The sequence below is a fragment of the bacterium genome (genome assembly GCA_016702305.1).
GTDB lineage: Bacteria > Electryoneota > RPQS01 > RPQS01 > RPQS01 > JABWCQ01.
Genome location: JADJEH010000017.1, coordinates 18,654 through 42,381, shown reverse-complemented (window position 1 = coordinate 42,381; position 23,728 = coordinate 18,654). Strand labels below are relative to the sequence as shown.

Here is a 23,728-nt window from a genome sequence, read left to right as displayed (position 1 = left end):
AATCCAGTCACGGGTTGCGCTTTGTTGTTTTCCGGCAGGTGCGGCTTTCGATTCGCACTTAGCTCGCATTACCATCGCCAAGTAAACAGTTACCTTTGTCATACTAAACACAGAATTTGCCTTTACAACAGTTAATTCATGGGGAGCAACCATGTATAAGTTTGGAAAGTTCTTGATAACGCTGGCGGTTTTTGCGCTGGCAACTAATGCTTGGGCGGCAATGCCGACTCTGCCAATCTCGGCCGGAGTGGAAGATGCCTCGCGATCCGTTGCGTTATCAGCACCACCCGCTCAGGTTGACCGGGATCAAAGTGGCAGACTCGATGCGATCATTAATGTGCCAGCCGACCAACCGACAATACAAGCCGCAATAAATGCCGCTTCACCAGGTGATGTCATTCTCGTCGCGGCCGGAATATATGTGGAGAACCTTGTGGTGAACAAATCTCTCACGATAAATGGTGCAGGTGTAGGGCTGACAACGATTTATCCCGCTGCTTCGGATGTCGGTCCGTGCAACGCTGGGTCGTTCCAGAACTCGCAGGTCATAGTAGTCTCCGCTCACGATGTGACGATTTCTAATCTAACCGTCGATGGCGACAATCCAAGCCTCACGAGCGGCGTAAGCGTCAATGGTGCCGATATCGACGCCCGCAACGGTATCATCGAGTCAGATGGGCCGTGGAACAATCTTGTGGTACATCACACAACTGTGAAGAACGTCTTTCTGCGGGGAATCTACGCAAGGAGCAGCGGCAGCAGTTTCCACATTCATCACAACACCGTGCAAAACGTAGCTGCGTGCGGTGGTTCGATAGGAATCTTCAATTTCGGCGGTGCCGGCCTTATTGAGTACAACACTGTTTCATACTGTAACGATGCTATTGCCGCGAACTGGTCGCGCGGAACGCAATTCCTAAACAATGTTATCACGAATAGTGGCAGTGGCTTGCATACCGACAATAACGGTGGATTCGGCGGCGTCGCGGACTTGATCCAGAATAATTTCGTGGATGACGGTGCGGTGAACAGTTATGGTATCTGGGTGTTCTTTCCCTATTTGAACGTCGTCCTCGATAATAACACTGTTAACAACAATGACATCGGATTGTTCGCTTGGGGCGGCTCAGGCGGGCAAGGTCAGTTCACGAACAATGACGTGGACGGCGAAAACCGCCCGGGGTGCTTGGGCATCTATGTGACGGTCGGTTCTGATGCATGGCTCAGCTACCAATCAAGCGTCAACTCACTCTTAACAGGAAACACTACCGCAAACTGTTCGTACGGTTTTGCGTTTGATACTGACGAAAACGGGGACTTTGCGACGACGGTGTCATCCTCAAGCTATACCTTTAGTGGTCACACATACGACGTGTATGTCAGCGGCGTGGGTGCCATGAGCTACTCTGGTCTTTCTGGTGGCACCGTCTGGGTGCAAGCGCCTGCGCGGATTCAAGATGGCATCAATATTGCCAATTCCGGCGGCAGCGTTACTGCGTCTGACGGGACATACCCCGAAGCGCTGAACATCTACAAGAGCCTCACGCTGATCGGCGAAAGCCAAGCAGGTGTTGTAATCAATGCCAGCGCCTTTAGCGACTATGGCATCGATGCTAACGGAGACTTTAACTTCACCTTCCAGAATTTCACGCTCGACGGCCCTGACGCAGCCATTACAGGTAACTATGGCTTAAAGGTCTCCGGTGATAATGCTACGGCAGCCATTTCAAATGTGACAGTCATTGGTACGGGTAAAACCGGTATTGACCTTAATGGGTTGGCTTCTGGAAGCATCACGAATTGCACTTCTTCGGGAGCGCTCTCTGGCAACGGACTGTCTCTAACTGATTGCAGCAACTTTACCATCAACGGCTTAACGACTTCCGGAAATGCCTGGGGCGGCGCGGCGGTGTACACCTACGGTCGTTACAACACTGGCGGTTCAAACAACGTGAACTTCATGGGCACACTGAATATCTCCGAAGCGCGTCCCATCTATTGGGAGCGTGTTGAGTGGATGTCGGTGCGTCCACCCTTGACCAATCTGACCGTGCCGCCTGGCGCCTATCCATATGTAGTGGGTTCCGCGCTGTATCCCTATCTTGAAGCCTACATGCCGAGCCAGGCCGCAGCCGTGGCCGCCGCCACAACACAAGGCGTGAATGGCTGGGCGTATGATCGTGCGCTCGATTTCTTCCATGTGACACCGCCGATAGCGGCGGTTACAGGCCGCGCTAACGGCGTCAGCTTCAACGTGGGCCTATGAAGCAACAGCCAATGAAGTGCACTTGACGGCCGGTTTGTTTGAAGGATTCGCGGTCGATGGATTGAGCTATACCAACGTAATAGGCGTTGGCAACTCGACGATCATTCGCCCGACTGTCTTGCTGGCTACCGGTGTTGGCCATAAATACACTCCCGCGATGAACGTTCCAGTGTTCGTGAACAATTCAACGAACGTCACGCTTCAATCCATGCTGATTGAAGATGGTCTCGGTCTCACCCCAGGCGCAGGAGGCGCAGACGCCATTGTTTTCTGGAACAGGGCTTCGGGTGCTATTTCAAATTGCTCAATAGTTGGAACATACACGATTGCCGGAAGTCAAACCGGTCAAGGCCTTGCTGTGGATGCATCGGCTCCGGGCACTGCAACACTCGCAGTCAATAACTGCACATTCAACGGCTTCCAGAAGAACGCCGTGGATGTCGTAGATGGCAATTACAACCTTGCTGGCGGCGGAAACATCACATTCAACATGACGGGTGGTACAATTGTCGGTGCTGGCCCGACCACAGCAATCGCACAAAACGGCGTCATGCTGTGGAGTCGTGCCGGCGGTTTGGTCGGCGGAACGATTAATGGGGTTTCCATCGGTCGGCGGTTCGCCAACTACACTCCTGCCGGAACCGGGCCACGGCGATGAACATGTACAACGCCACGGGCCCAACAACAATCACAACTGCATCCTGGAACCCGAGTCAATGCATATGACCCCAATTCCGGCAATACCTGGAACACCAATTGCTATTCGAATTTTACGACTAACGGCGGGTTTCCGGGGCAATACAATGTTGTTGGCGGCGGCGGAAATGTTGACTTAAATCCGAACACCAACGGCTGTACGGACATCGGTTTTGTGCTGAGCGATGATCACATCGGATGCAGCCGCGTCTGCGACAATGTCAATCTCTATCTGACGCTGAATACGCCCGGCATACCCAATCTGCAGGTGATTCTCGACCTGCCTTCCGGATTTGCGGCAGACTTGCCGTTAATCGGCGCAATTGTTACACCGATCCTGGCGGAGCGTGACACGAATCTGATCGCCGCCTATGCCATAAAACTCAACGACAGCCTTGTCCAAGTTGACATGGGCTTAGGGCAGGGTTACAGCACGGGCGACTACACGAAGTATGTTGCTTGCATTCCGCTCATCAGCACGGCAGCGACGGGCGTGCACACTATCACCGTGAACGGAACGCTATGGACGGATGAGTCCAATTTCGATCATAGCAACGCTTTGTCGGTCAGCGCGGCTTCCATTGAAGTGGATTGCACTGTTCCGGTCATCAACACATTTGTGAATTCAGCGACGTGTGCGTTTGGCAGCGCGGCGCAAATGGACAACAAATTCAGTGCAACATTGACGGACGCGAATTCGCTGCTGGACGAAGCGTGGGTAACGTTTGCACCGAGCGGCGCTTCTATCCCGCTATTCGGCGCGAATGTGGCGTCGCCGGAGACCCTGACGTTCCCGACGCCGGGAGCGCAGGCCTTGGCTTTCTATAATGCGTTGAACGAAGGCTGCAACACGCTGACGCTGCATTTGACCGATAGCGAATGCAACGTTGCGACAGTGTTCAGTCTGAGCAACATCGGGCGTGACACTACTGCGCCGAGCCTTACAGTTACCACGTCAATTCCAGCCAACTACTGTTTCAGCAACGACCCGTTATCGCCGAACTACGGCGGGTCATATCTGGACGACTACATTAATATAACGTCGGAACTGGGGCGAACGCCTGCATGGCGGCGACCGGCACGCTGACGATTAGCTATGGCATGAATAGCTTCCCGCTTCCGCTTGACCAGCCCAACTATCTGTCCACTGATGGCGAGGCCCTCGCGTTGTGGGGCTGGATGCCGCCCATTGTGGGCGGTAGCAATGGGGCGCCGAGTGTATTCAACGTGAATGCGTCGGACTGCGCGGGCAATACTGCGACGATGCAGCCGTTCACAATCTGCGTTGACACGACGAAACCGCAGAACGCCGTGACCGCGTTCGATGCACGCCCCGCGCACCTCGGCGTTTGGCTGAAGTGGTCGTGGACGGCCGGTCTGCAGGCTCAGGAGATGCGTATATATCGCAGTCCGCTCTCGGGACAATACCCAAGCTACAGCGGCGATTTGTGGGCGAGCGAGGCGAACTATGCGACGACGATGCCGGTGCCGGTGGGCTGGACCTTGGTGGCGACGCAAACCGCGCTGAGCGGGACGACATCGGCGGTCTACGGCAGCGTGAATAACCGCGGTGACGGGCCGACGACTCACGTTGCTGGTTCGGATACATATTGGCTTGATGCTGACACAAACTGGGTGAACGGTCATGGCAACGCGGCTTCGTATCGTGACATCTACCGCTATGTGACGTTTGTGAAAGATGCGGGCGGAAACTGGTCCGTCGGCGATACGGTTGAGTTCCTGGAGAACGCAGATCGCTCGACGAACTACTGGTTGGGTGACTGGGTCACCGCAGACGTGGGAGCGGGCAATTTCAATTCCAGCGGCCGTGTGAATACCGCGGACCTGAACGTCCTGCCGCCCGTCTATTTCACGAACACCGGAACGTACCATAACATTGGGCCGGTGAATTTTGAAAATGGCACGGTGGGGAAGAGTGTGCCGAATCCCGACGGATCGGGTTCGGTGAATTTCTCTGACCTCGTGGTGTTCAGCTTCAACTACGGCGTTGTGGCGCCCGTTGGCGAATCCCCTTCGACGGAGTTCGGTCTTGAACCCGATCCGGCGCAGTATCGCCCGTTCGGCAATTTGGATGAAGCGCCGGTGGTTTCGCTAACGACGCCGACTGATGCGAGTTTTGACGACGGCAGCGAGTTTACGGTGACCATTGGCCTGACCGGCAACGAAGGCGATGTGGTCAAAGCCGTTGAAGCGGTGCTCGAGTATGATGACACACGGTTGGAGTACGTCAGTTCAACCACTTCGGCTATTGCTACGGACGGGACGCTGTTCACCAAGGCGGCGCTGGTCAACAACGAAGCCGGCAAAGTGGGTATCGTGGCCGCAGCCTGCGGCGGATACACAACACTTTACGATGACGCCGTGCTTGGCACGGTGACCTTCCGTGTGATGCGCGAGATCACGTCGCCCTGTGAGCTTTCCCTGGTCTCCGTGCAGATGGTTGATAATACAGGCGCGATCAGCACGACAGAGAGCGATGGTATTTCGATTCAGAGCGCCAGCTCGATTCCGACCAACTACGCGCTGCACCAGAACTACCCGAATCCGTTCAACCCGACGACGAATATTCAATTCGATCTGGTCGAAGCGGGCCACGTGACGATTCTGGTATACAACACCCTTGGCCAGGCGGTTGCTACAGTGCTCAATCAACCGCTCGAAGCCGGTCGCCACGAGGTTTCGTTCGACGCCTCGACCTTGGCGTCCGGATTGTACATCTACACGATTCAAGTCAACGGTTTCAGTGACTTGAAGAAGATGGTCTTGATTCGTTAAACGCGAATCGCATCATAAAATAGAATCCCCGCCGTCACGATTTGTGGCGGCGGGGGTGAATATTCTACCGGAGATTGCTGTTGCGCAAATTTTCGATGATAATCGTGGTGTTGGCCGTTCTCAAACTTGCGGCACCAAGTATCGCGACCGAACTGTACTTTCAACCGGACTCATCGTTCGGGTTGATCGGCGATACCGTGACCGTATCGGCCTACATCACCGCGTCGGATACTGTACGCGGCTTCACGGTATATCTGTACTACGACACGACACTCGTGGACCTGGCCGCGGCTCCAGTGCCCGGGTCGCTAATTTCGTCCGTTCCCGGATTAGACTTTCGATTTGCCGATCATATCGTGTCCGCTCCGAATTGGCTTGAAGTCGGCGCGACGATATTTGGCGGCACGTATTGGGCGGGACCGGGCGAGCTGTTTCGGCTGCGATTGGTTTATCGCGGCTGTGGCGACGTGCCGATGAACGCAGATGTGGAATTGTGGCGTCCCAACGGCAGTTACATTCCCGGCACCTTTAATCCGCCGGTTTTTCTGATCTGCGACCGCGTCCCGCAGGCACCGGACAGCCTGACCATACAATTGACGGGCAGTGCAGCCGAATTGCATTGGCGGGCCGTCATGTTCGATACCTTGGGGCGAGCGCTGATTGAGCCGCCATTGTATCGTGTATATCGCAGCACAATTGCTCCAATTCCGGGCCCCTATGCTGCTATTGACTCCACGCCATCACTCTTTTATCTCGATGTAAACGCGCACGCCGATCAATCGGAATACCGTGTTGACGCTCACGGGCAATAGCCCCGCCGTTTCGCAGCGGGGTACAACCTCGATAACGACAGCGGCCGCTCCCACGAGCGGCCGCTGTCATTCGGTCAGAGTCTGAAACGCGGCGTTTCGAAAACACAGTCAAACCAGAAAGCCCTGCAAGATGGTTCTTGCAGGGCTTTAGCCTGTGAGTACTACCTACGGAGCGTTTGAGATCACAATGTAATACTGCTGCATCTCCGGTCCGGCCAAGGCGTTGGTGTCCGTAAAGGAGGTGGTTGTGGTTGTACCAATCAACGTCGTCGGCGACGGGACGAAGTTGATGCCTGCTCCCCGGTGAATTGAGTAGCTTGCCGCGCCCGCAATCGGCTCCCAGTACAACAATGCATCAGGCTGGTCTTCTTTGATGACCAGATGCTGAATCGGAGACAAAGGTGATACTAGCAGCAAGGGCAATAGGAAGCCCGCGTACAAATTGAAACTTGCGCTCGATTGCACGCCAATTGGCGTTGGTTGTCCAAAAGCTGAAACCAAATTGAAGTTAGCTGAACTCGATGTCCCGCCTCCCGCATCAACCACGCTCTTCCTCAGCGCGAAGTTCTCGCTCTGCGATTGAGCCCACAACAGCGCAGGAAGGAAGAGCAGCAAGAGAGTCTTCATATGGTTGTCTTTCACTGTTTAACAGAATTGTTTAACGCGCCGAACTGCAATATCACTGCTTCAAGTTGCTGAATACGACGATCAAGGTTTGCAAGGTGCTCGTCTTGAATCCGTCTCTGTTCGATCAGGCGAGCATTTTGACTCGCCAGTTCCTGCACCGCGGCGAACAACACGCCGTCCGCATCAATCGTCTCAATTCCCAGCGAGTCGCTGCCCAGGCCGAACGCATTCCAAAAATCCTGCGCCATCGGACCTATATGTTCGGTGCCTTCGGCCTCTGACTTATACTCCCATTCCTTGATCGGCAACTCGGAAATCTTTGTAAGCACGGCTTTCGTGTCGGATAGCCGAATATTCCGCTTCTTCGTTGAATCTGAGACCGCGATCCAGGCATTTCCTCCGGCGGCCATCGTCACACCCGCCAAATGGTTGTTGTTGGAGAACAGACGATAACCTCCCGAGGCACGCACGCTGAACTGATCGTTCGCGCTCGACGTAAGATTCGTGCCCCAACCGTCGCCCCAGACAAATGCACCCGAGTGAAGCGCATGCGAGTTATTCCCGCCGGCGAAACAGTAGTTGCTCGCAGCTTCGTTATTGCCTCCAGCAGCGACGAATGACCGATACCCTGAAGCGGCATTGTGGTCGCCGCCGCTCACCACTGCTTCCTGACCGGAAGCCGAATTCGATTGGCCGCCGGCCACTACTGAAGCATAGCCGGTCGCACTGTTACCGAAACCACCAGAAACCGTGCCATAGTCTGCGGCCACTCGGTTGATTTGTCCGCCCGCAATCGTGCCGTAAGAAATGCTGTCAATTTCATTACCGCTGCCCCCACCAATGACATTGTGCCCGCCGGCGTATACAACATTCGAGTCGCCGCCCGAAATCACATTGACTGATCCCAAACACGTGTTCCCAACTCCGCCACCGACAAAACTGTTGAACTGGGTGCGATTGAAGCGACCGCCTGTGATGGCGCTATAATCTCCCTCCGCGAAATTACCTTGGCCGCCTCCGATTACTGAATTTTGCCCGTGCGCATCGTTGTCAGTGCCGCCTCCGATGTGCGAGTGCACGGCGCTGGTGGTGAGCAGATTGTCCGACCCGCCCGTAATGGATGACCGGAAACTGTTCACGACGTTGTCCGAACCTACGACAAGGCCTTCGGAGGAGGTAATCGTATTTGCGTCGCCGACCTGCAATTCGCCGAGAATATTCACACTACTGGTGATGTACCCCCCGCTCGCCCAGTCCAGCGTTCCCACGCGATAAGCACTGGCAACGGACGTGATTGGCTGCCGCGGCGTCATCTCGCTGTTGCCGCCGACCGTAATGCCCAGCCAGCGGTCTGCAATGAAATAGTCACCCAGAGGCACTAGCGAACCAAGCTGGACGTTGAACAAGCCGTCTCCGACGATTACGGGAGAATACGTCTCTGTCCACAAAGGTATGCCGCCGGAGGCCGTACTGTAGAGCGTGAAAGTCATTGTCACGGTGGTGTCGAGTGGTGTGCCGGTCGGCGAAGTAAGCTGGCCTTGATAGTTGATCAAATGTGGTATGGCGTAGGCATTGAAAGCCAGCGACAAAAGAGCCAGGAATCCTAATCTCATGGTCGGTTCTCCGAATTCAATATATTCGACATATTTGTAGCAATCTACTTCGGATCCCGACGCAATGTCAACGAATCTGAATCAACAATTGAAGATACCCGAAGCCGCTCAGTCCGATGCAGGAGATTGGAAAAGCAACACTTGGATATCGAGTTGGGTCAGCAACAGGTGCGAAAAGTAAGCGTGTCTCTATGCCACTAATTTGGCAAGGTGTAACATGGCAGTATTAGGGTAATCACGGCAACGCATATGGAACTCAAAGTGAACACATGAACAAGCGCCCAGAACACATAAGCCCTGCAAACAATGTCTCAGCAGGGCTTTTGTATGTATGCTACTATTCACCGCAAACAAATTTACTTGAGTAGTATCAATTTCCTCGATTGCGAGAAACTACCGGCATCCAGCCGGGCGAAGTAGATGCCTGATGCCAAAGCGAAGCCAAGGTCATCCCGGCCATTCCACCGCACCACATGATAGCCCGCGACCTGCTTGCCGTCAATCAGGGTTGCAACTTGCTGACCGGCGATGTTGAAGATCCGCAGGGTCGCCTCGCCGGCCTTCGCCAATGAGAAGGGAATCGTCGTCTCCGGATTGAAAGGATTGGGGTAGTTGGACATCAAGCTGTACTCGTGAACGAGTCCCTGCGGGGGCGGCTCCGCTGCATCCACAAGGTCGCCGACTCCGGTGCGGATCATGAAGTTTGAAGGTTGATTTTGCCAGCCTGTCGCCGCTTGATACCAGTAACAGCGGCCCTGATCGCCGCCATTGTTGTCTGTCGCGATTCCCGGTTCAGCAGGGCGTGCTTCGGTCCAATCTAAAGTTGTCCAAAACACATCTCCCGGCGCGACCGCTTCTCCGGGGAAGTGAATCGTAAACATCTCATTTGTAACCGGTGGCGTGATGAAATATGGACCAATCAGCTGGGCTTCGGGCAAGCCGCCGTTGTCGAGCGCGATGCCTATGCCGATAGGTGCGATTGAGTTCACAGCGATCTGCGCCGTATAGACGAACTCATTGCCTGTCGGCATGTTGCAGCGGATTGCGAACCGATTCTCGTCATACAGGCCGGATACGATCATGAAGAACTCCCATGTACCGTCATCGTAGGTTAGATATTCAATCTCCGGGGTGACTCCCGCGTAGGCGCCTACTACAGCGGAAGGCGGACCTTCGAATTCAACATCGTCGTCCAGGATGTACCCTGTGATTGAATAGTCATACCATGCGCCGAACGTTGCGGCTTCGTCCGTGTAAGTCTGAACGCCGACCGGCATGAAATCATACACTTCGGCATTGCGGTACAGGATGAGACCGGCCAAGCCGTTCACAGGCAATCCGTCAACTCCTTGTGTGGGATCCGTCCACGTGACTTGAAGGTTGTTGCCGACGGGAGTCACGGAAACGTCCGTCGGCGGTGCTGGCGGCACCGGCAATGTCGCTTGAATGGACGTGTTGCTGAAGTACTCCGGATTACTGACGATAGACGGCATGTTCTGCGGCCACCACCCGTCAAAGATGGGGTTGCCGGCCTGGCGTTGAATCACAAAGAAGCCCAATCCCGGCGTCTTATCCGGCCCGTAAAGCGCCACTTGGTAAAGATCATGGAATCCCAAAGGGATAGCGACTTCACCCGAAAAATACCCTGACGCGGTCGAGAATCCAATCTGCGGATTCGCAAAAACGTAGTACGGTTCAACGTTGTGGGGTGCGCCGGACAAAGACCGATAGCGCAGCGTCGCTCCGGAGGCATAATAGTACGCCCAGTAATTGCCTTCACTGCCCGGGCGCGAGTATGACCACGTGTCGGAATCATCGTCGTCGAAATAGATGCCAAACCCTTCACCTTCATCCAAACTCGGATTAGCGTGGTCTTCGCACGCCAAATAGAGCATGTCGTTTGTATCGTTGTACTTCAAGTAGAGGTAGGCGGTCTGCGGAGGATTGGAACCGTCGTAGCCATACACATCAGAAATGTCAATTCTGACTGCATCAGTCCACTCGCCCTGAGAGATGACGCCGTCAAAGGTCACCGGTGAGACTGCCGGCGGCACGACCGGATCATAGACCAAGTATGAGTCATCCAGCGAGCCTGCGGCTTCATTGGAGTACTCGGACTCACCGTTGCTATACACTCCCGTTACAACGTAGTAATACGTGAAGGCCGGGTACACTCGAACGCTGTCGCTGAATGTCGTGGCGGTACCCACTGCGGATCCAATTAGAGCATAAGGCCCGCCAGCCAGTGGCGCCCGCCAGATATGTATCGAATCCGGATCATCCAGCGAGCGGTGCGGAGTGCGGCGCGGCAGATTATCTTCGATCCCCTCGCTCACCGATGTATGTTCAGCATCATTCGATCGAGTTAGTGGAGAATCTCCGACCGCAATGAGGGCATCGTGCGCGCGGTTGGATCGAGCGAATGTCCCGAGTGCGCTCCAACTCAAGTCAATGCTCCGCAGCTGACCACTAACCGTCGCCAGATTCTGTGGAGCTTGTTCAGTCAGTACTAAATCAAAGTTAACTCCGCTGGTCAAACCATCCTCGGTGATAACAACTCCGGGCACGGTGTCCCAGGAATAACCCAATTTCCGCGCCGTAAGAGTGTAAGTGCCTGCCGGGATGTGGTCAATCTGGTAAGAACCGTCACTGGAGGTTGTTGCCCGCAAGTGCGTACCGAGGGCTTCAATTGTCACGCCAGAGTAATCACCGGTCCCATCTAGCGTCACCGTGCCGTTGGCGCTGCCGCCTTCAAGGTCCAAGGCAAATGTGTATGCGTTACCGCCGTTCCCGAACAAGCGATTGTGAACCGCCTTGCCACCGGCGATTAGACTGGTGCCGTCCGCCGACAAATCCAGGTCGTTGGGAGAGCCGGGATGTGTATATGCAAAGAACGGCACCGCATCGTATTTCTGAAATACTCGTATATCCGGTTGGCTGTCATTCAGATATCCCCAGGAACACGCCGCAACCGTCAGCCCGTCGTCCGAGATCTCGATATCGCCAACCAAGTCCCCCATACCTGCCGAAACCCAGAGCGGAACGCCGCCGCCATTGGTTTCAAAGACGGCGACATAGCCCTCATAGCCTGTTGAATTGAACTGCATCGAGCCGCCCGCAATCGTCTGTCCATCGTACGATACCGCCGTTGCTGTGCCCCAGTTTGAAGTGCCCCCGCTGAATCGGTATTCCCAGAACAGAATGTAGGTGGAATTGGCCTGGTCCCACAAATAACATCTGACCTTGCCATCGTTATTGCCGGCTGCCGCGATGATCCGGCCATTGCCGGAAACCGTGGCCGGGTGTTCGGTGTTGCGCCCGTCTTCGTTCCAAATCATGTCACCCGTGGACGCATCCAGCGCAAACAAGCGAAAGCGGCTTGTGGCGACGATGCGCGTACCGTCGCCTGAGAATCGCGCTCCGATCCACTGGTTATTCGCGGCCATCATCGGAAGTGCGGCTTCCCAAACGGGCTCCGACGACTCAATCGGATACAGCGATAAATACAAACTATCCGTCCCATGAGTCATTAGGGCAAGAACGTAGTCACCTGCACGGGAAAGCGCTATGCCGCTGTAGTAGGAATCATCGGGGATAGTAGTTGACCAAAGTTCGGTGCCGTTTTCGCCGGTAAGGACCCGAAGCGTGCGAGTCTGGGCCCAAACGACGTGTGATCCCGTTGGTGAAACCGCAACCGCGCTCAGTCCATCCTCGCCGGGGACTTCGTAAAATAGCTCACCGGTCAATCCATCAAAGACCTGTAGGCGGAAACTGTTGAGGCTGACCCCGACTGCCGCGATGCTGCCGTTGTCCGCGATCGCAACGTTGTCCATGAGTCCGACTGGATCATTGGCATCCCATAGAAGCTGTCCGACGGCAAAACCTGGCAGGTTCTCGGAATTGTGCTGGCCTAAGTCAAATAACTGACCGGGTTCGCGCTCCAGTCCTGCCGTAACTGAGCGGACCACACGGCCGTCCGAGCCACTTTGAGTAACTTGTTGTGTTCTGGTGTTTGCCTCATTTGCCATACAAATTGCCGACAAAACAAGGACAAGCAGAATAGCAATCCGAGCAGTTCTTGAAGTCATGATTCGAATACTCCAGCTGAAGCGGGATGGCACCGATAGGGTACAGGATCCTCCAAAGTAGCCATATACTCTAACAAATACAACGACTTTTTAGGAAGACAGGCAGCTTTGCCCCGAATGAAACCCGTGCCGTGGCTGCAAGGAACGACAATGTTCGGTCTAGAACGAACCAGCTAGCCTGAGCCGCACAGTATTTTCCGCCGTCTTTCCGCCACCGATGAGCAGCCGGAGTATCAAGTAGGCATCCATCGGCCTCGTGATCCTCATCGGCCCTAGAATCAGTCCAAAAGAAGGCACATCAAAAACGGGCCAGGAACTTCACACAAGGCGATAGAATCACGACTTGCGAATGAACATATGAACAAATTAGCCCAACAAAAAAGCCATGTAAAACAATGTTTTAGCAGGGCTTTAGCTTGTGCACCCACAGGGACTCGAACCCTGAACCAATTGACGAAGATTGTGTGGGCGGGGTAGGTTTTACGAGCTTAGATGCCTCTGAAGACAGTATTGAGACACTGAGACACGCCATATTCTGCGTGTTCGCAACTTCATTCAAGCTATGGGTTGTTCACCAAGACAATGTAGTACTGCTGCGTCGCTGGGCCAGCTAGGACGCCCGCGTCCGTGTAAGAAGTGTCGGTCACGGTTGCTACGAAATTGCCTGGGACGGGTGTGAATTCAATCGTAGTGGCGCGATAGATCGAATAGCTGCCTGATCCGGCCCGCGATTCCCAAAAGAGCCGCGCATCCGGTTGCGCTTCCTTGGTGACTAAGCACTGAAAAGGGGCGAACGGAGATATTTGCAACACGGGCGAAAGAAAGTCCGCGTATAAGTTGGAATTCTCAGCCTGTGACTGTGCACACAGTAGAGCGGAAAGGAGGAGAAGACAAAGTGCCTTCTTCATGCTATTTCTTCGACACCAAGTCCTTCGTCATTAACTCGCCGTACGGTAGAATCACTTCCTCCAGCAACTTGACACGCGCCTCCAGGCTTTTCTTGCGATCGACTACGCGTTCGTCGATGAAGTGAACACGCCGTCGACATCATTCGCTGCGATGCCCAGCAAGTCGCCCCAGGTGATACGCAATCAAGAAATCCTGCGCCATCGAGCCGATGAGCTCGATCGTGGGGTCTTGCGATTTGTAGCACCCTTCCTTGATAGGAAGCTGCAAGACTCTATCGCGCAAGTCCTTTGCGTTCACCAAGTGGACGTTTTGTGTCATGATGGAGTCGGAGACTGAATTCCATGGGCTTCCTTCTGCGGTGAGATACATTCCGGATATTAGTCCCGAGTTGGTGTAGAAATGGGCACGCCTGGTGCGCGGATGGAATTGACTATGTTCTGAGTACGAAAGTCGGCGTTGGTCCGATCGGCCCAAACGAAGACGCCGGAGTGAATAGCTTTCGCATGGCTGCCCGCGGCGAAGGAATGGGAACTTGAGGCGGCGATTTCTAGCAGTCAGGAATCGTAGAAGAACTACCGCAAAATTTAACTGCTGAACCTTTGCGCACTGTGGCGGGCATTCCGCTCCTATCTGCCTGGAAAATTCACGAAATGCGACCGAACATTCCCGAAATTCTCAAACTGAAAAACCGTCACCTAAGTGACCGTTTAGCTTTGGCTTCCTGGCAGGAAATGTGCCTCTGTTCAGTTATCAAGGACCCTGCAAACTGGCTGCAAGTTTGTTATTGGTGCGAACGCCATCGTGCTTCGACTTAGTATTTTGTCGTGCTTTGCATAGAGTGAAGTCGTGGATTGCAGTCTAACAGCCCGACTATGTTCGATTTCACTCCAAAGGCACACACTCAACAACATAAAACTCTTTGGACGAGTCAAGCGAATCCTGCCAGGAGACGCTTGTAGTAGTCCCGGCCAAGGTCATCGCCTCGAAAGGTGTATCATCTGAAGCCGCCTTCCAAATTCGGTACACGCATGGAATTCCGACCGCGGGCCAGCGCAATATAACATGACTCGGTTCAACTGCAATGGTGACGCCGTGAATAATCGGACGCAACGGAAGGCTGGTGAACTTGAGGGCAATGTCGTCCTGTAAATCGCTGATCGTGATATGCAGGTGCCCATCGTTGGCTAAGTCCAAGGTATCAACGCCAATTTCAGACCCCGTCAGTGTGTTGTGCCAGACTAAGGTCGCTGGGCCGGGCCGAAGGTTCTGCACATCAATGGCGCCTGAAACGGTTTCAGCAGGGCCGCTCGCCAAGACTCTGGCCCATGTTTGCTGACGATTCTTAATCCAAATATGCGCATGTTCGCCCATGCTGTCCCTCTGACCCCACGCACGGAGGTTGCTTGTACTGGTGGTTGCCCCAATGTCGTCATATCCGCGCTCATGCAATTGGATAGTCTGCATGAAATTTGAAAACCCGTAGAACTGAGAATGCAGATTGTTGTTGAGAATGTTCGTGTTGTTCCAAATTAGGGCGCTTATCCCACCCGAACTGATGTGCCCCCAGATAAAATCGTGCAGCCAAAGTCCCTCGAAATCTTGCGCGAGCCGTGGATCAGGCGATTGGTCGCCAGGCATGTCCAGGTCCGTTTCCCCGACTATTACAGGTTTGTGCCGCGCAGGGTCGTTGCCGATTTGAAAGGCGTACGCGTATATCGCAGCGGCAGGATCTTCTTTTAACTGAAGTCGGTTGAATTCCAGACCATCAACTACCACCGTGTCAATCCAACCCGTGGTCATGATGTAGGCGTGCACATCGCCATAATCTGCATTTGTAGCGTTCCAATACGCTGGTTGCCATCCCGACCAGAAGGAAGTAGTAACCATGCGGGGATAAGGGCTGATCGAATGCATGTACTCTGCAAGGTGATTGGTCAAGTCTGCATAGGAGTTAGGCGCACCTTCATTCACGAGTTCCCACGAATGAACGGAAACGGCATATCCCCACCTGGCGATTAGATGGCGCCAATAGTATTCCATCATGCGGCGCGACTTCGACCGGCGGATCGTCTCAAACGCACCATCAAAGGGGTTGATGAAGCCGAAATCGTCGAATCGGTTCAGCAACCAGTCGTCCTTCTCGGTCACAACGAGCTTGAGGAACACGCCGGACGTGCATGCGGCATGTATCAAATAGTCGTAATCGAACGAGCGATAGGGATCCATCGAGTAATGCGAGTTCGCTCTCGACTTCGACAAAATGTTCTCCGCCAGCGTGCCATCGGAGCGTATCTCTTGAATCGTAACTTGATCAATGTACGCATTGCCGCTAATCACATTTTCCAGCACAATGTAGAGGTTAGGCAATGTGAATTGGTTGCCCGATGTTGAATATTCTCCTTGCAAATAGCACCAGTCGTTGCTCCCCGTAACATAAGGCGAGATGGCGGTTCCGACCCCCGCTTGCGTAACCTCTTGGCCGAGCCAGTCGCCAACTTTGATGACGACCCCGCCAACGCCGCTCACGTTTGCCGTCTTCAATCTGGCGCTAACGCGGTACGTTCGGTTGGGAAGAACAGGTACGGCGCCATCCCAAAATCCACGGAAAATTGCCGGAGTCTGCTCTCCGGCGATCGCCGGCGCGCCTATTGCCCATGACACGTCACCATCAGCAAAGTGCTCGGCGGTAGTGAGCAGCGGCGGTGGCATGTAGCCGTTATCCGTCATCGGATGGTGTGTCGCGAACGAACACCAAGGATCGGAGTAGGGCGACCTAGAACTCAACCATAACCGGCTGAAGTTGATTCCATTTTCGGTCCAGCGCCGTAGCTCCTCGTCCATCGCATCCAAGTCGCCTATGGGAAACCCGAAGCCCAAAGGCAAGAACAGTTCGCCGTTATCGAACTCAAAGTACCGGTCATCGTTGTCCGAAACGCGCAGAAAACCGCGATTATCGCCCGGCACAACGAACACGGAGGGGCCGGTGGTTGAAGTCGTCCCCGCTTCGTCACGCGCCTCGACGGTGCAAGTCCACAGCCCCGTTGTCTTGAACGCGGCGCGCACACACCATACGGATTCTCCGGTTGGAATAAGTTTGCCGTTGTGGCGTTCCATTTTCGCTTTGAAAAAGGCCGGCCAGCGCAGCGTCTCAATTCCGTTGCCGAGTACTGCATCCACTGTAAGGCCTGAGCCTGCCGTCAGGTTGGGAGGAATGTCATCATCGTAAGGCAATGTAGGAGCGGTTGCCGTGCTTTGCACATCGAACTCAATCTCCCATAAATCGTATTGCGAAACTGACGCAGCAGAAGAAACAAAGTTGCTGAGCAGCGGCCCTGAGTAGCCTGGCGGTGAGTACCGAACAGCGATTTCGTCCGAACGCAATGTGCCGTTGGGCAGTCTTGCTTGCACGTCAATCCAATTCCATCCTGGCGCAAGCCCAATTTCTGAAGTCGTGAACGACGAAGTTGGCAGAATGGCTCCGCTTTGATCTGTACGGCGGTTGTACCATAGGGCAGAACCAACGTTAGAGGATAGGGTGCCGCCGAGGGAAATCACTGCATCCGACACGATGACCGTGTCTGCCGCCGTCGGCGAAGTAATCACAACAAACGGATATCCCGATTCAGTGACCGCTATGGCGATTGCCGTATCCGTTGCCGCACCTTGATCATCCACCACGGTCAAGCTGTATTCATAGTCGCCGGGCGCTCCATAAATATGCGAGGCGCTTGAGCCCAGCAATGTACTGCCGTCTCCAAAATCGTGGCGCGTCAAACGAACAACTCCGTCTGGATCAACCGCAGAAGCCGTTACCGTAACAGACAGCGGAACTGCGCCGGAGACGGGCGATGCATTCACTGCGCTGATAACGGGTGGAAGATTGGAACCGCCAAGCTGATTAAAAGTGACGTCGTCCGTGAAGAAGCGCGGATTCCAGCCATTTCCCCCAAACATCCCGATGCGAACGCGCAGATTACCAAACGTTGGCGTGAATTCGATAAACTCCTGAAACCAAACTCCGACTGGTCTGTTGTTCGGCGTAAGGAATTCGCCCTGGTATTGTCCGGACCAATCATAGTGAATCGCCGATATCGAGATTCCTCCCCAGTCATTTCCCGAAAATGCGGAATCGATGTAGAGCCAGCAGGCTAATCGGTAAGTAGAATCAAGCGAAACCGGCACAATTTGTTCTACGAAGTCGGACCCGCTGTCGAAGATCACAGATTGAGCGCCGCTGTGCGCCTGCTGAATAGATATTATCGCTGTTCCGTCCCATGCTGCAAGCCCAGTCTCAAAGCCGGGATTGCCGAGAAGATTTTGCGCGAATGAAGGACTCGTTCCGAGCAGGCACACTACGACGAGTAGCGCTGACATGAGTTTCATGGCTGGGCAATCACATGAAAGTAGCGCGCAGTCCAGTTCTGAGTTTCATTATTCAGCACGACTGAATCCGTAATCACACTATCAATGATCGTAAAGGGGCCATCAGAGGTTGGTGAGCTTGCGATAAGATACTGCTGCGCTCCCGTAGCCGACCAACGCAGGACGATGTCGTTTCCAAGCGGGACGGCAGTAAGATCTGTAACACCTGGTGATGCTCGCATATCCCGCCACAAGGTGTCCCCGGTTGACTCGATCGCCTGCACAAGTCCTTCCAACCAATAGCAGTCACCCCGACCCCAGGGCGAGCTACGAAAATACTGCTCAAGCGTGCCACTGGAGGTGCCAATTGTCCAGCGCTCTATGGGCACGACCATGCCGAACATCTCCGGCGTCACTCCGCTTGATTCGTCACCCGTCCACCGGCAAAAATATTGAGATCCGGTCAGCCACCATAAATAGAATCGGCCGGTGGCCCAACTGTTACGCGCGGTGCACTCCTCTAAGTGGTAATCGCGAAGATAGCGGCCAACTTCGGGACTCATGTTCAAGAACATCCAGCCATGGTAAATTAGGCTGTCATTGCGCGTGCTGTACTGCGGACCGTATGGAGCGTCCCACCCGTTGTAACCATTCTGAAGAAAGGCCTCGACGCTCGCGAAGTTCAACCCGTCGGTCAAGTCGGACAGCAGATTAGCTCGCGCGGCAACGAGCGCGGCACTGTCACCGAATTCATGAGCCAGCCGGATCATGCCGATGTGGCCGCTCGCGCTACCATATATCCGTCCTTCATCCGCCTCAGAGTTGTAAAATTCTTCAATGTCGGGCCAGAAGGGTTGCAGCAGATCGAATTCCCCCGCGCGTTCCGCAAAGAGCCACAAGCCGTAGAGGGTATGTAGCTTGGGACGGAAGTTCCCCATCCAGTGATTCGCCTGCCAAATGGGTGATTGCTGATAGTACTCCCGCCGTGCACCCTCAGTTCTTGACAACGGATAGTTGCCCCACGGCGCATAGTCGATGTTGGCAAGCTCTTCCGCCACATAGAGTCGCGCAGAATCCTGTTGAGCGGATGTTAAGTAAGGAAACGCCCACGCCAAAGTGGTGATGATACGTCCCGGCTCCTGATAGAGGAAATACGCCTCCCAAGTCAAATCGCCGTAACGCACAGACAACGGCGCGAGATGTCCCGCAGCGAGAATCTGCGACACCTCTTGCTGTAACATGGTCACCAACTCCGACTGCAGATTGACGTTGCTGACCGTCGGGAACTGCCAGGCGTATAGGTCAACGTTGACGGGTTGCGCGTGGCCAATGTGGGCGCTTCCGCCGATCAGGACAGCCAGGACAATTATTGCACTTTTCATCGTCTGCTCCTTAAGGCAAATGCTCAGCGCAAACCAGGCCGAAGGACTCGGCAAAATACACGAATTGACCCGACACTGCCGGTGCAACCCTGCCTTGGTAGGGATAGTGCGCAGTTTGAACGACGTCATACTCATATTCCATTCCCGGAGTAGGCAAATCGGCGTAAATGATGTCCGCATTGAAGCCGCCCCCGTCATTGCCGCGAACGGCCGCCTCGACATAGCGATAGGTACTATTCGTCAGATTGATAACTTGGGTACCCCGGAAATTTTGGCGGAGCCACAAGTAGTTCCCGGCGACGCTCATTGCATAGAGATTGTCCGTTTCCCACATCCACAATCCGCTGAAGTGCCCGTTGTCAATCGGAATTCGGTTGCCATTCGTTTGGTTGATGGCCGCAATGTCAACTGTGTAATCGGTCCCAAAGATTGGCCCCGGCGCAGTCAAAGTGGCGAAGCGCGTCTTGAAGTAAGCAAGAACACGGTTCTGGTTATCCACGACGACGGGTCGCGCACTCATTCCGCTGCCGTCGGCCGGTCCCGCCGCGACGACGAACGGCTCAGTCATCGTTGATGTTGACAAGACAAACAAGTGTCTCCAATCCGCTGAAGCGTCCTGCCAAGCGCCGCCATTGTTGTCGCCGGCCAGCCAACTGCGAATGTTGGCTTCCTCCTGTGACAGATTGGCTGATGATGCCATCAGATCATCCATGACGTATTCGCTCCCGATTGCGGGTACTGGCGCCGTGTGCACATAGAGCAGATTATTAAAGACCACGGGATGAAGCGTCCGAAAGCTCTGTCCTCGGACTTGAGATTGCGCTCGTTCAACTCCGTCCGCGAGATTCAGCGCATGGCAGACCATGTCCTCCGTACAGGCATACAGCGACGTGGCATCGGCAGCCAATCCGCCTTGAATCGAAGGGCCAAGCCGATCGCTTTCCCAAACTAGTTGGCCGGTGGCGGCATCAAGGGCGTAGACATAACCGGCATGATCCGCGCAATAGACATTGTTCCCGATGACGCACGGCGCTGAGGTTGTGGTTTTTCGCAAATAAGCTGTCCACTGAAGCAGTCCGGTCGCCTGATCGAACGCGCGAATCGCACCGTCGAGACAGGCGAACATGACTCTTGTTCCTGCAGCAGAAGCCGTGCACATCGTACCTCCGGCAAGCGGCGATGTCCATAAGTTCAGCCCAGTAGTCGCGTCAATTCCGAAGGCCTGACCCTCGATTGTGCCCAGAAAAACCCTGTTGTTCGCAACAATCGGCTGAACTTCACCGCTGATCGTGAAGGGAACCGAAACCGGAATAGGATAGGTATAGCCCGGACGCGTTTCCAGGTCATGCGGCCAACCCACCTCGCTGTCCTGATTTTGCAGCGTCAAGTCTGAACCTAACCATATCCAGCGTGCTCGGAACGGAGGTGCAACTGAGTCGGGCGTTCTCCCTGTTCGTGCGCCGTCTCTTTGTAGCTGCGGCCAATCACTCGCCAACGCGCCCAATTGTGCGACGAACAATCCTGCAAGGATAAATAGTGTTTTCATTGAGTTCACCGTGCTTGACCTGAATACTCCGCGCACTATGATACGGTCTGGGGTATCGAAAGTCAATACGATTCTATTCATCCCGAACAGATTTCTGTTGCTGTTTTGAAACGCGAAAACGCGCGGGGCGAAGTTGCCCTAGACGACATCAGCGCATAACTGAGGTATTAGCGCTGTCCGTGGACACTCTTATTTGGACAGGCGAGCAAACATCATCTACCAAATGAACATATGAACAAAGTAGGGTGACAAAAATGTCCCGCGAAGCCGAGATATTGCAAGGCAATGTAAGCCTTCAGACCTTTTGGCACAGGATGCGCTATTGTATTAAGGTGTAGTTTGGGTTTGTAAGTTGCGGAGCTTCAGTGGTTTTGGTTGTGGATTCGTATTGACCTGGCGACGGGTCTTTTTTGTTTGTGTTTGAGCCTTTTTCGGCGTCTGAGAATGGCTTTGCCGCGGCCGTGATAGACATCTGCGGGGTGCAGATTGCTGATGGATTTGTGGTAATGTTCGTTGTTGTACCAGTCGCGGAACCGATCCAGTGCCTCTTGCAGTTCGGACGGTGACGTGTACATGACCAGGTTTAGTCGCTCCTTCGCCGTACGGTTCAGGCGCTCGATCTTTCCGTTGGTCTGCGGATGATTACGAGCGGTGTAGATATGGTGGATGCCGGACTCTTCGAGGAACCGGTTGAACGGTTTAGCGATGTAGCCCGAGCCGTTGTCGCTTAGAAGCTTCACCCGTTTGTTGACCGGCACCTTCTTCATGTCAGTGATGCGGATGGCTTGATCAATGAGCTTCTGTGTTGCCACACCGTCCATCGTTGGCATCAGTTCAAAGCAAATCGAGTAGCGGCTAAAGTCGTCGAGCACACCGCCCGCAAAATACCAGCCCCAGTTCACGATGTAGAAGTAGGTGAAGTCCGTCTGCCACAGCTCATGCACGCGTGTCGTCTTGCGGTGATACTCCTTCGACGCTTTCATCACCTGTGGCAGTTCACGCATCAACCCTTCGCGCTTCAGGATGCGATAGACCGTACTCTCGCTGACCGAGAACCTGCCTTCATCCGTAATCAGAAAAGAAAGTTGCCGGGCACTGCGGTCCGGGTACTGCAACGCGCTCTCGATAACCGTCTCTTCTTCCTGCGGAAGCAGCCTGTTCCAGATGCGTCGGGCAATGGGAAGTTCGTCTTCTAACGAACCGCGCTGCAGCCAGCGGTAATATGTGCGTGTTGGTACTCTTAATTTGCGTAGCGTCTGGTTCACCGAAAGTTGTGACCGTTCGACAAGCCTAATCACCTCTTCCTTCTGCTGCGCACTCATGCGCTGATAGCGCTTGCGTTCTTTGGGAAGCTTCAGTAGAGACTTTTTTTGAGCGCGCGCACTTCCACCGTCAGATCGGCAACCGCCTGACGCAACGCTTCGTTCTCCTGTTGGATTTTGCTCACACCCGCGCGGTTGGCGCCGTGTCTCTTCGCCCAACAGTCTGGCTTTCCCTACTTCCATGAACTCCTTCAGCCACGAGTAATAGATGTTCTGATGCAAGTTCTCCTGACGGCACAGCGCCGCCACCGTCTGCTCGCCGCGCAGACCCGCCAGCACCACGTGGATATTGTCTTCCGCGCTGTACTTCCTGCGCGTCCGCTGCTTCACCGACTTGATCAGCTGACTGGCGCTCTCCGGCTTCGCTGCCGTCGTGCTCTTTTTCACTTTTCCTCTGGGCATAAAAAATCTTCCTTTCCGATGCGTTCATAATAGCACCTTCCCGGAAGCTCCGCAACCCCTGAACGGGTCGCCAACGCTAAGTTCAGTCGGGCCGCCCGACTGAATTTACACCCCTAAACTACACCGTAATAATAATGATCCTCTTGTGCCAAATGCGCTGACGGAAAACAAAGAACTGCATTTACGATTGTCACTCCATAGAGGCCAGTTTCGAAAGGGACGAACGAATAGATGACGTCGTGCAGAAGATTTCCACATAAACCGAACGAAACATCACCCGATTGCGCACAAAGATCTATGTTGTCGAAGAACGGAATCGTGTCAATTACGGTTGCCGGGCAATTGTCGGACGCGACAGCGAAGTGACCGCACGTCAGGCAAGCGATTAGAAACAGTCGAAGTAGTTTGAGCATCGGTCAAGACGCCTCTCTATTGTTGCAGTTGTTAAGAACTAGGGGCAGACTCTAATGATGACGTAATTGCGATAGTCGCTGCTCAATGTGGTGTCAGTCCACAAAGCTTGACCCGTAACGAAGTTAGCTGAATGTTGTAAACTCCACTGCGGATCTCCGCTGCGCGGATCGCCATCGTTGTTAGGATTGTTCGAACTGTAGATTTCATGGGTGCCGCCGTGGGAGATGAAGCGCAACTCTGCGTTTCCTGCTTCCCATCTGATGGTTAGACTGTCCGGCGGCAAACAGGCCGGCGTGCAGGAGTTTTGCGCACCAGGTGTGCAGTAGCGATAGCGGCCGGACGGAGAGAATGCGTGGGTTGAAGCAGACCAACTGGCGGGATCGTTGTTCCACGTGGTGTTCTCGTCGCACTTCTCGACGGACGTACCGGCGTTGCTCGGCGCCAAATCAGGATGGCTTAGGGTTAGAGCTCCATCCACCAATGCTGTCGAGCT

16 protein-coding genes are annotated in these 23,728 nt (G+C 54.3%); 5 read left to right on the top strand and 11 right to left on the bottom strand.

Annotation, left to right across the window (positions count from 1 at the left end):
• Positions 1 to 172 precede the first annotated feature (172 nt).
• The 5 genes from IPH10_11400 (at position 173) to IPH10_11380 (ending at position 6,570) form a co-directional block, all read left to right on the top strand.
• On the top strand, positions 173 to 2,266 hold the full coding sequence (locus IPH10_11400; GenBank protein ID MBK6911511.1) for a hypothetical protein: 2,094 nt from the start codon (positions 173 to 175) through the stop codon (positions 2,264 to 2,266).
• Between the two features lie 22 nt (positions 2,267 to 2,288).
• A complete protein-coding gene (locus IPH10_11395; GenBank protein ID MBK6911510.1) occupies positions 2,289 to 2,924 on the top strand; it encodes a hypothetical protein in 636 nt (211 codons plus the stop codon).
• A gap of 213 nt (positions 2,925 to 3,137) precedes the next feature.
• On the top strand, positions 3,138 to 4,049 hold the full coding sequence (locus IPH10_11390) for a hypothetical protein (GenBank protein MBK6911509.1): 912 nt from the start codon (positions 3,138 to 3,140) through the stop codon (positions 4,047 to 4,049).
• Entirely contained in the window at positions 4,028 to 5,758 is a 1,731-nt protein-coding gene (locus IPH10_11385; GenBank protein MBK6911508.1) for a T9SS type A sorting domain-containing protein, read from the top strand. The genes IPH10_11390 and IPH10_11385 overlap by 22 nt, the downstream gene beginning before the upstream one ends.
• Before the next feature lie 80 nt (positions 5,759 to 5,838).
• Positions 5,839 to 6,570: a hypothetical protein gene (locus IPH10_11380; protein MBK6911507.1), complete on the top strand. Its 732-nt coding sequence runs from the start codon at positions 5,839 to 5,841 to the stop codon at positions 6,568 to 6,570.
• Between the two features lie 165 nt (positions 6,571 to 6,735).
• On the opposite strand, the gene IPH10_11375 is transcribed toward IPH10_11380, so the two are convergent.
• The 11 genes from IPH10_11375 to IPH10_11325 all read right to left on the bottom strand — a co-directional run bounded on the left by IPH10_11375 (position 6,736) and on the right by IPH10_11325 (position 23,680).
• A complete protein-coding gene (locus IPH10_11375) occupies positions 6,736 to 7,197 on the bottom strand; it encodes a hypothetical protein (GenBank protein ID MBK6911506.1) in 462 nt (153 codons plus the stop codon).
• An 11-nt stretch (positions 7,198 to 7,208) separates the two neighbouring features.
• Positions 7,209 to 8,810 carry a tail fiber domain-containing protein gene (locus IPH10_11370; protein ID MBK6911505.1) on the bottom strand — a complete coding sequence of 534 codons (1,602 nt, stop codon included), beginning with the start codon at positions 8,808 to 8,810 and terminating at the stop codon, positions 7,209 to 7,211.
• A 356-nt stretch (positions 8,811 to 9,166) separates the two neighbouring features.
• Complete coding sequence (locus IPH10_11365) at positions 9,167 to 12,778, bottom strand: carboxypeptidase regulatory-like domain-containing protein (protein MBK6911504.1); 3,612 nt, start codon at positions 12,776 to 12,778, stop codon at positions 9,167 to 9,169.
• A gap of 680 nt (positions 12,779 to 13,458) precedes the next feature.
• Positions 13,459 to 13,710 (bottom strand): hypothetical protein, encoded by a 252-nt coding sequence (locus IPH10_11360; GenBank protein ID MBK6911503.1) that lies wholly within the window; start codon positions 13,708 to 13,710, stop codon positions 13,459 to 13,461.
• A gap of 235 nt (positions 13,711 to 13,945) precedes the next feature.
• Positions 13,946 to 14,125 carry a hypothetical protein gene (locus IPH10_11355; GenBank protein MBK6911502.1) on the bottom strand — a complete coding sequence of 60 codons (180 nt, stop codon included), beginning with the start codon at positions 14,123 to 14,125 and terminating at the stop codon, positions 13,946 to 13,948.
• Positions 14,126 to 14,689: 564 nt separating this feature from the next.
• On the bottom strand, positions 14,690 to 18,181 hold the full coding sequence (locus tag IPH10_11350; GenBank protein MBK6911501.1) for a PKD domain-containing protein: 3,492 nt from the start codon (positions 18,179 to 18,181) through the stop codon (positions 14,690 to 14,692).
• A gap of 5 nt (positions 18,182 to 18,186) precedes the next feature.
• Positions 18,187 to 19,551: a hypothetical protein gene (locus IPH10_11345; protein MBK6911500.1), complete on the bottom strand. Its 1,365-nt coding sequence runs from the start codon at positions 19,549 to 19,551 to the stop codon at positions 18,187 to 18,189.
• 10 nt (positions 19,552 to 19,561) lie between these two features.
• On the bottom strand, positions 19,562 to 21,097 hold the full coding sequence (locus IPH10_11340) for a PQQ-like beta-propeller repeat protein (protein ID MBK6911499.1): 1,536 nt from the start codon (positions 21,095 to 21,097) through the stop codon (positions 19,562 to 19,564).
• 362 nt (positions 21,098 to 21,459) lie between these two features.
• Positions 21,460 to 22,821: an IS3 family transposase gene (locus IPH10_11335; GenBank protein ID MBK6911498.1), complete on the bottom strand. Its 1,362-nt coding sequence runs from the start codon at positions 22,819 to 22,821 to the stop codon at positions 21,460 to 21,462.
• A gap of 113 nt (positions 22,822 to 22,934) precedes the next feature.
• The gene (locus IPH10_11330; GenBank protein ID MBK6911497.1) at positions 22,935 to 23,234 is read right to left on the bottom strand and encodes a hypothetical protein; all 300 of its coding nucleotides are present in this window, start codon (positions 23,232 to 23,234) and stop codon (positions 22,935 to 22,937) included.
• Between the two features lie 38 nt (positions 23,235 to 23,272).
• Positions 23,273 to 23,680: a hypothetical protein gene (locus IPH10_11325; GenBank protein MBK6911496.1), complete on the bottom strand. Its 408-nt coding sequence runs from the start codon at positions 23,678 to 23,680 to the stop codon at positions 23,273 to 23,275.
• Positions 23,681 to 23,728: the final 48 nt, after the last annotated feature.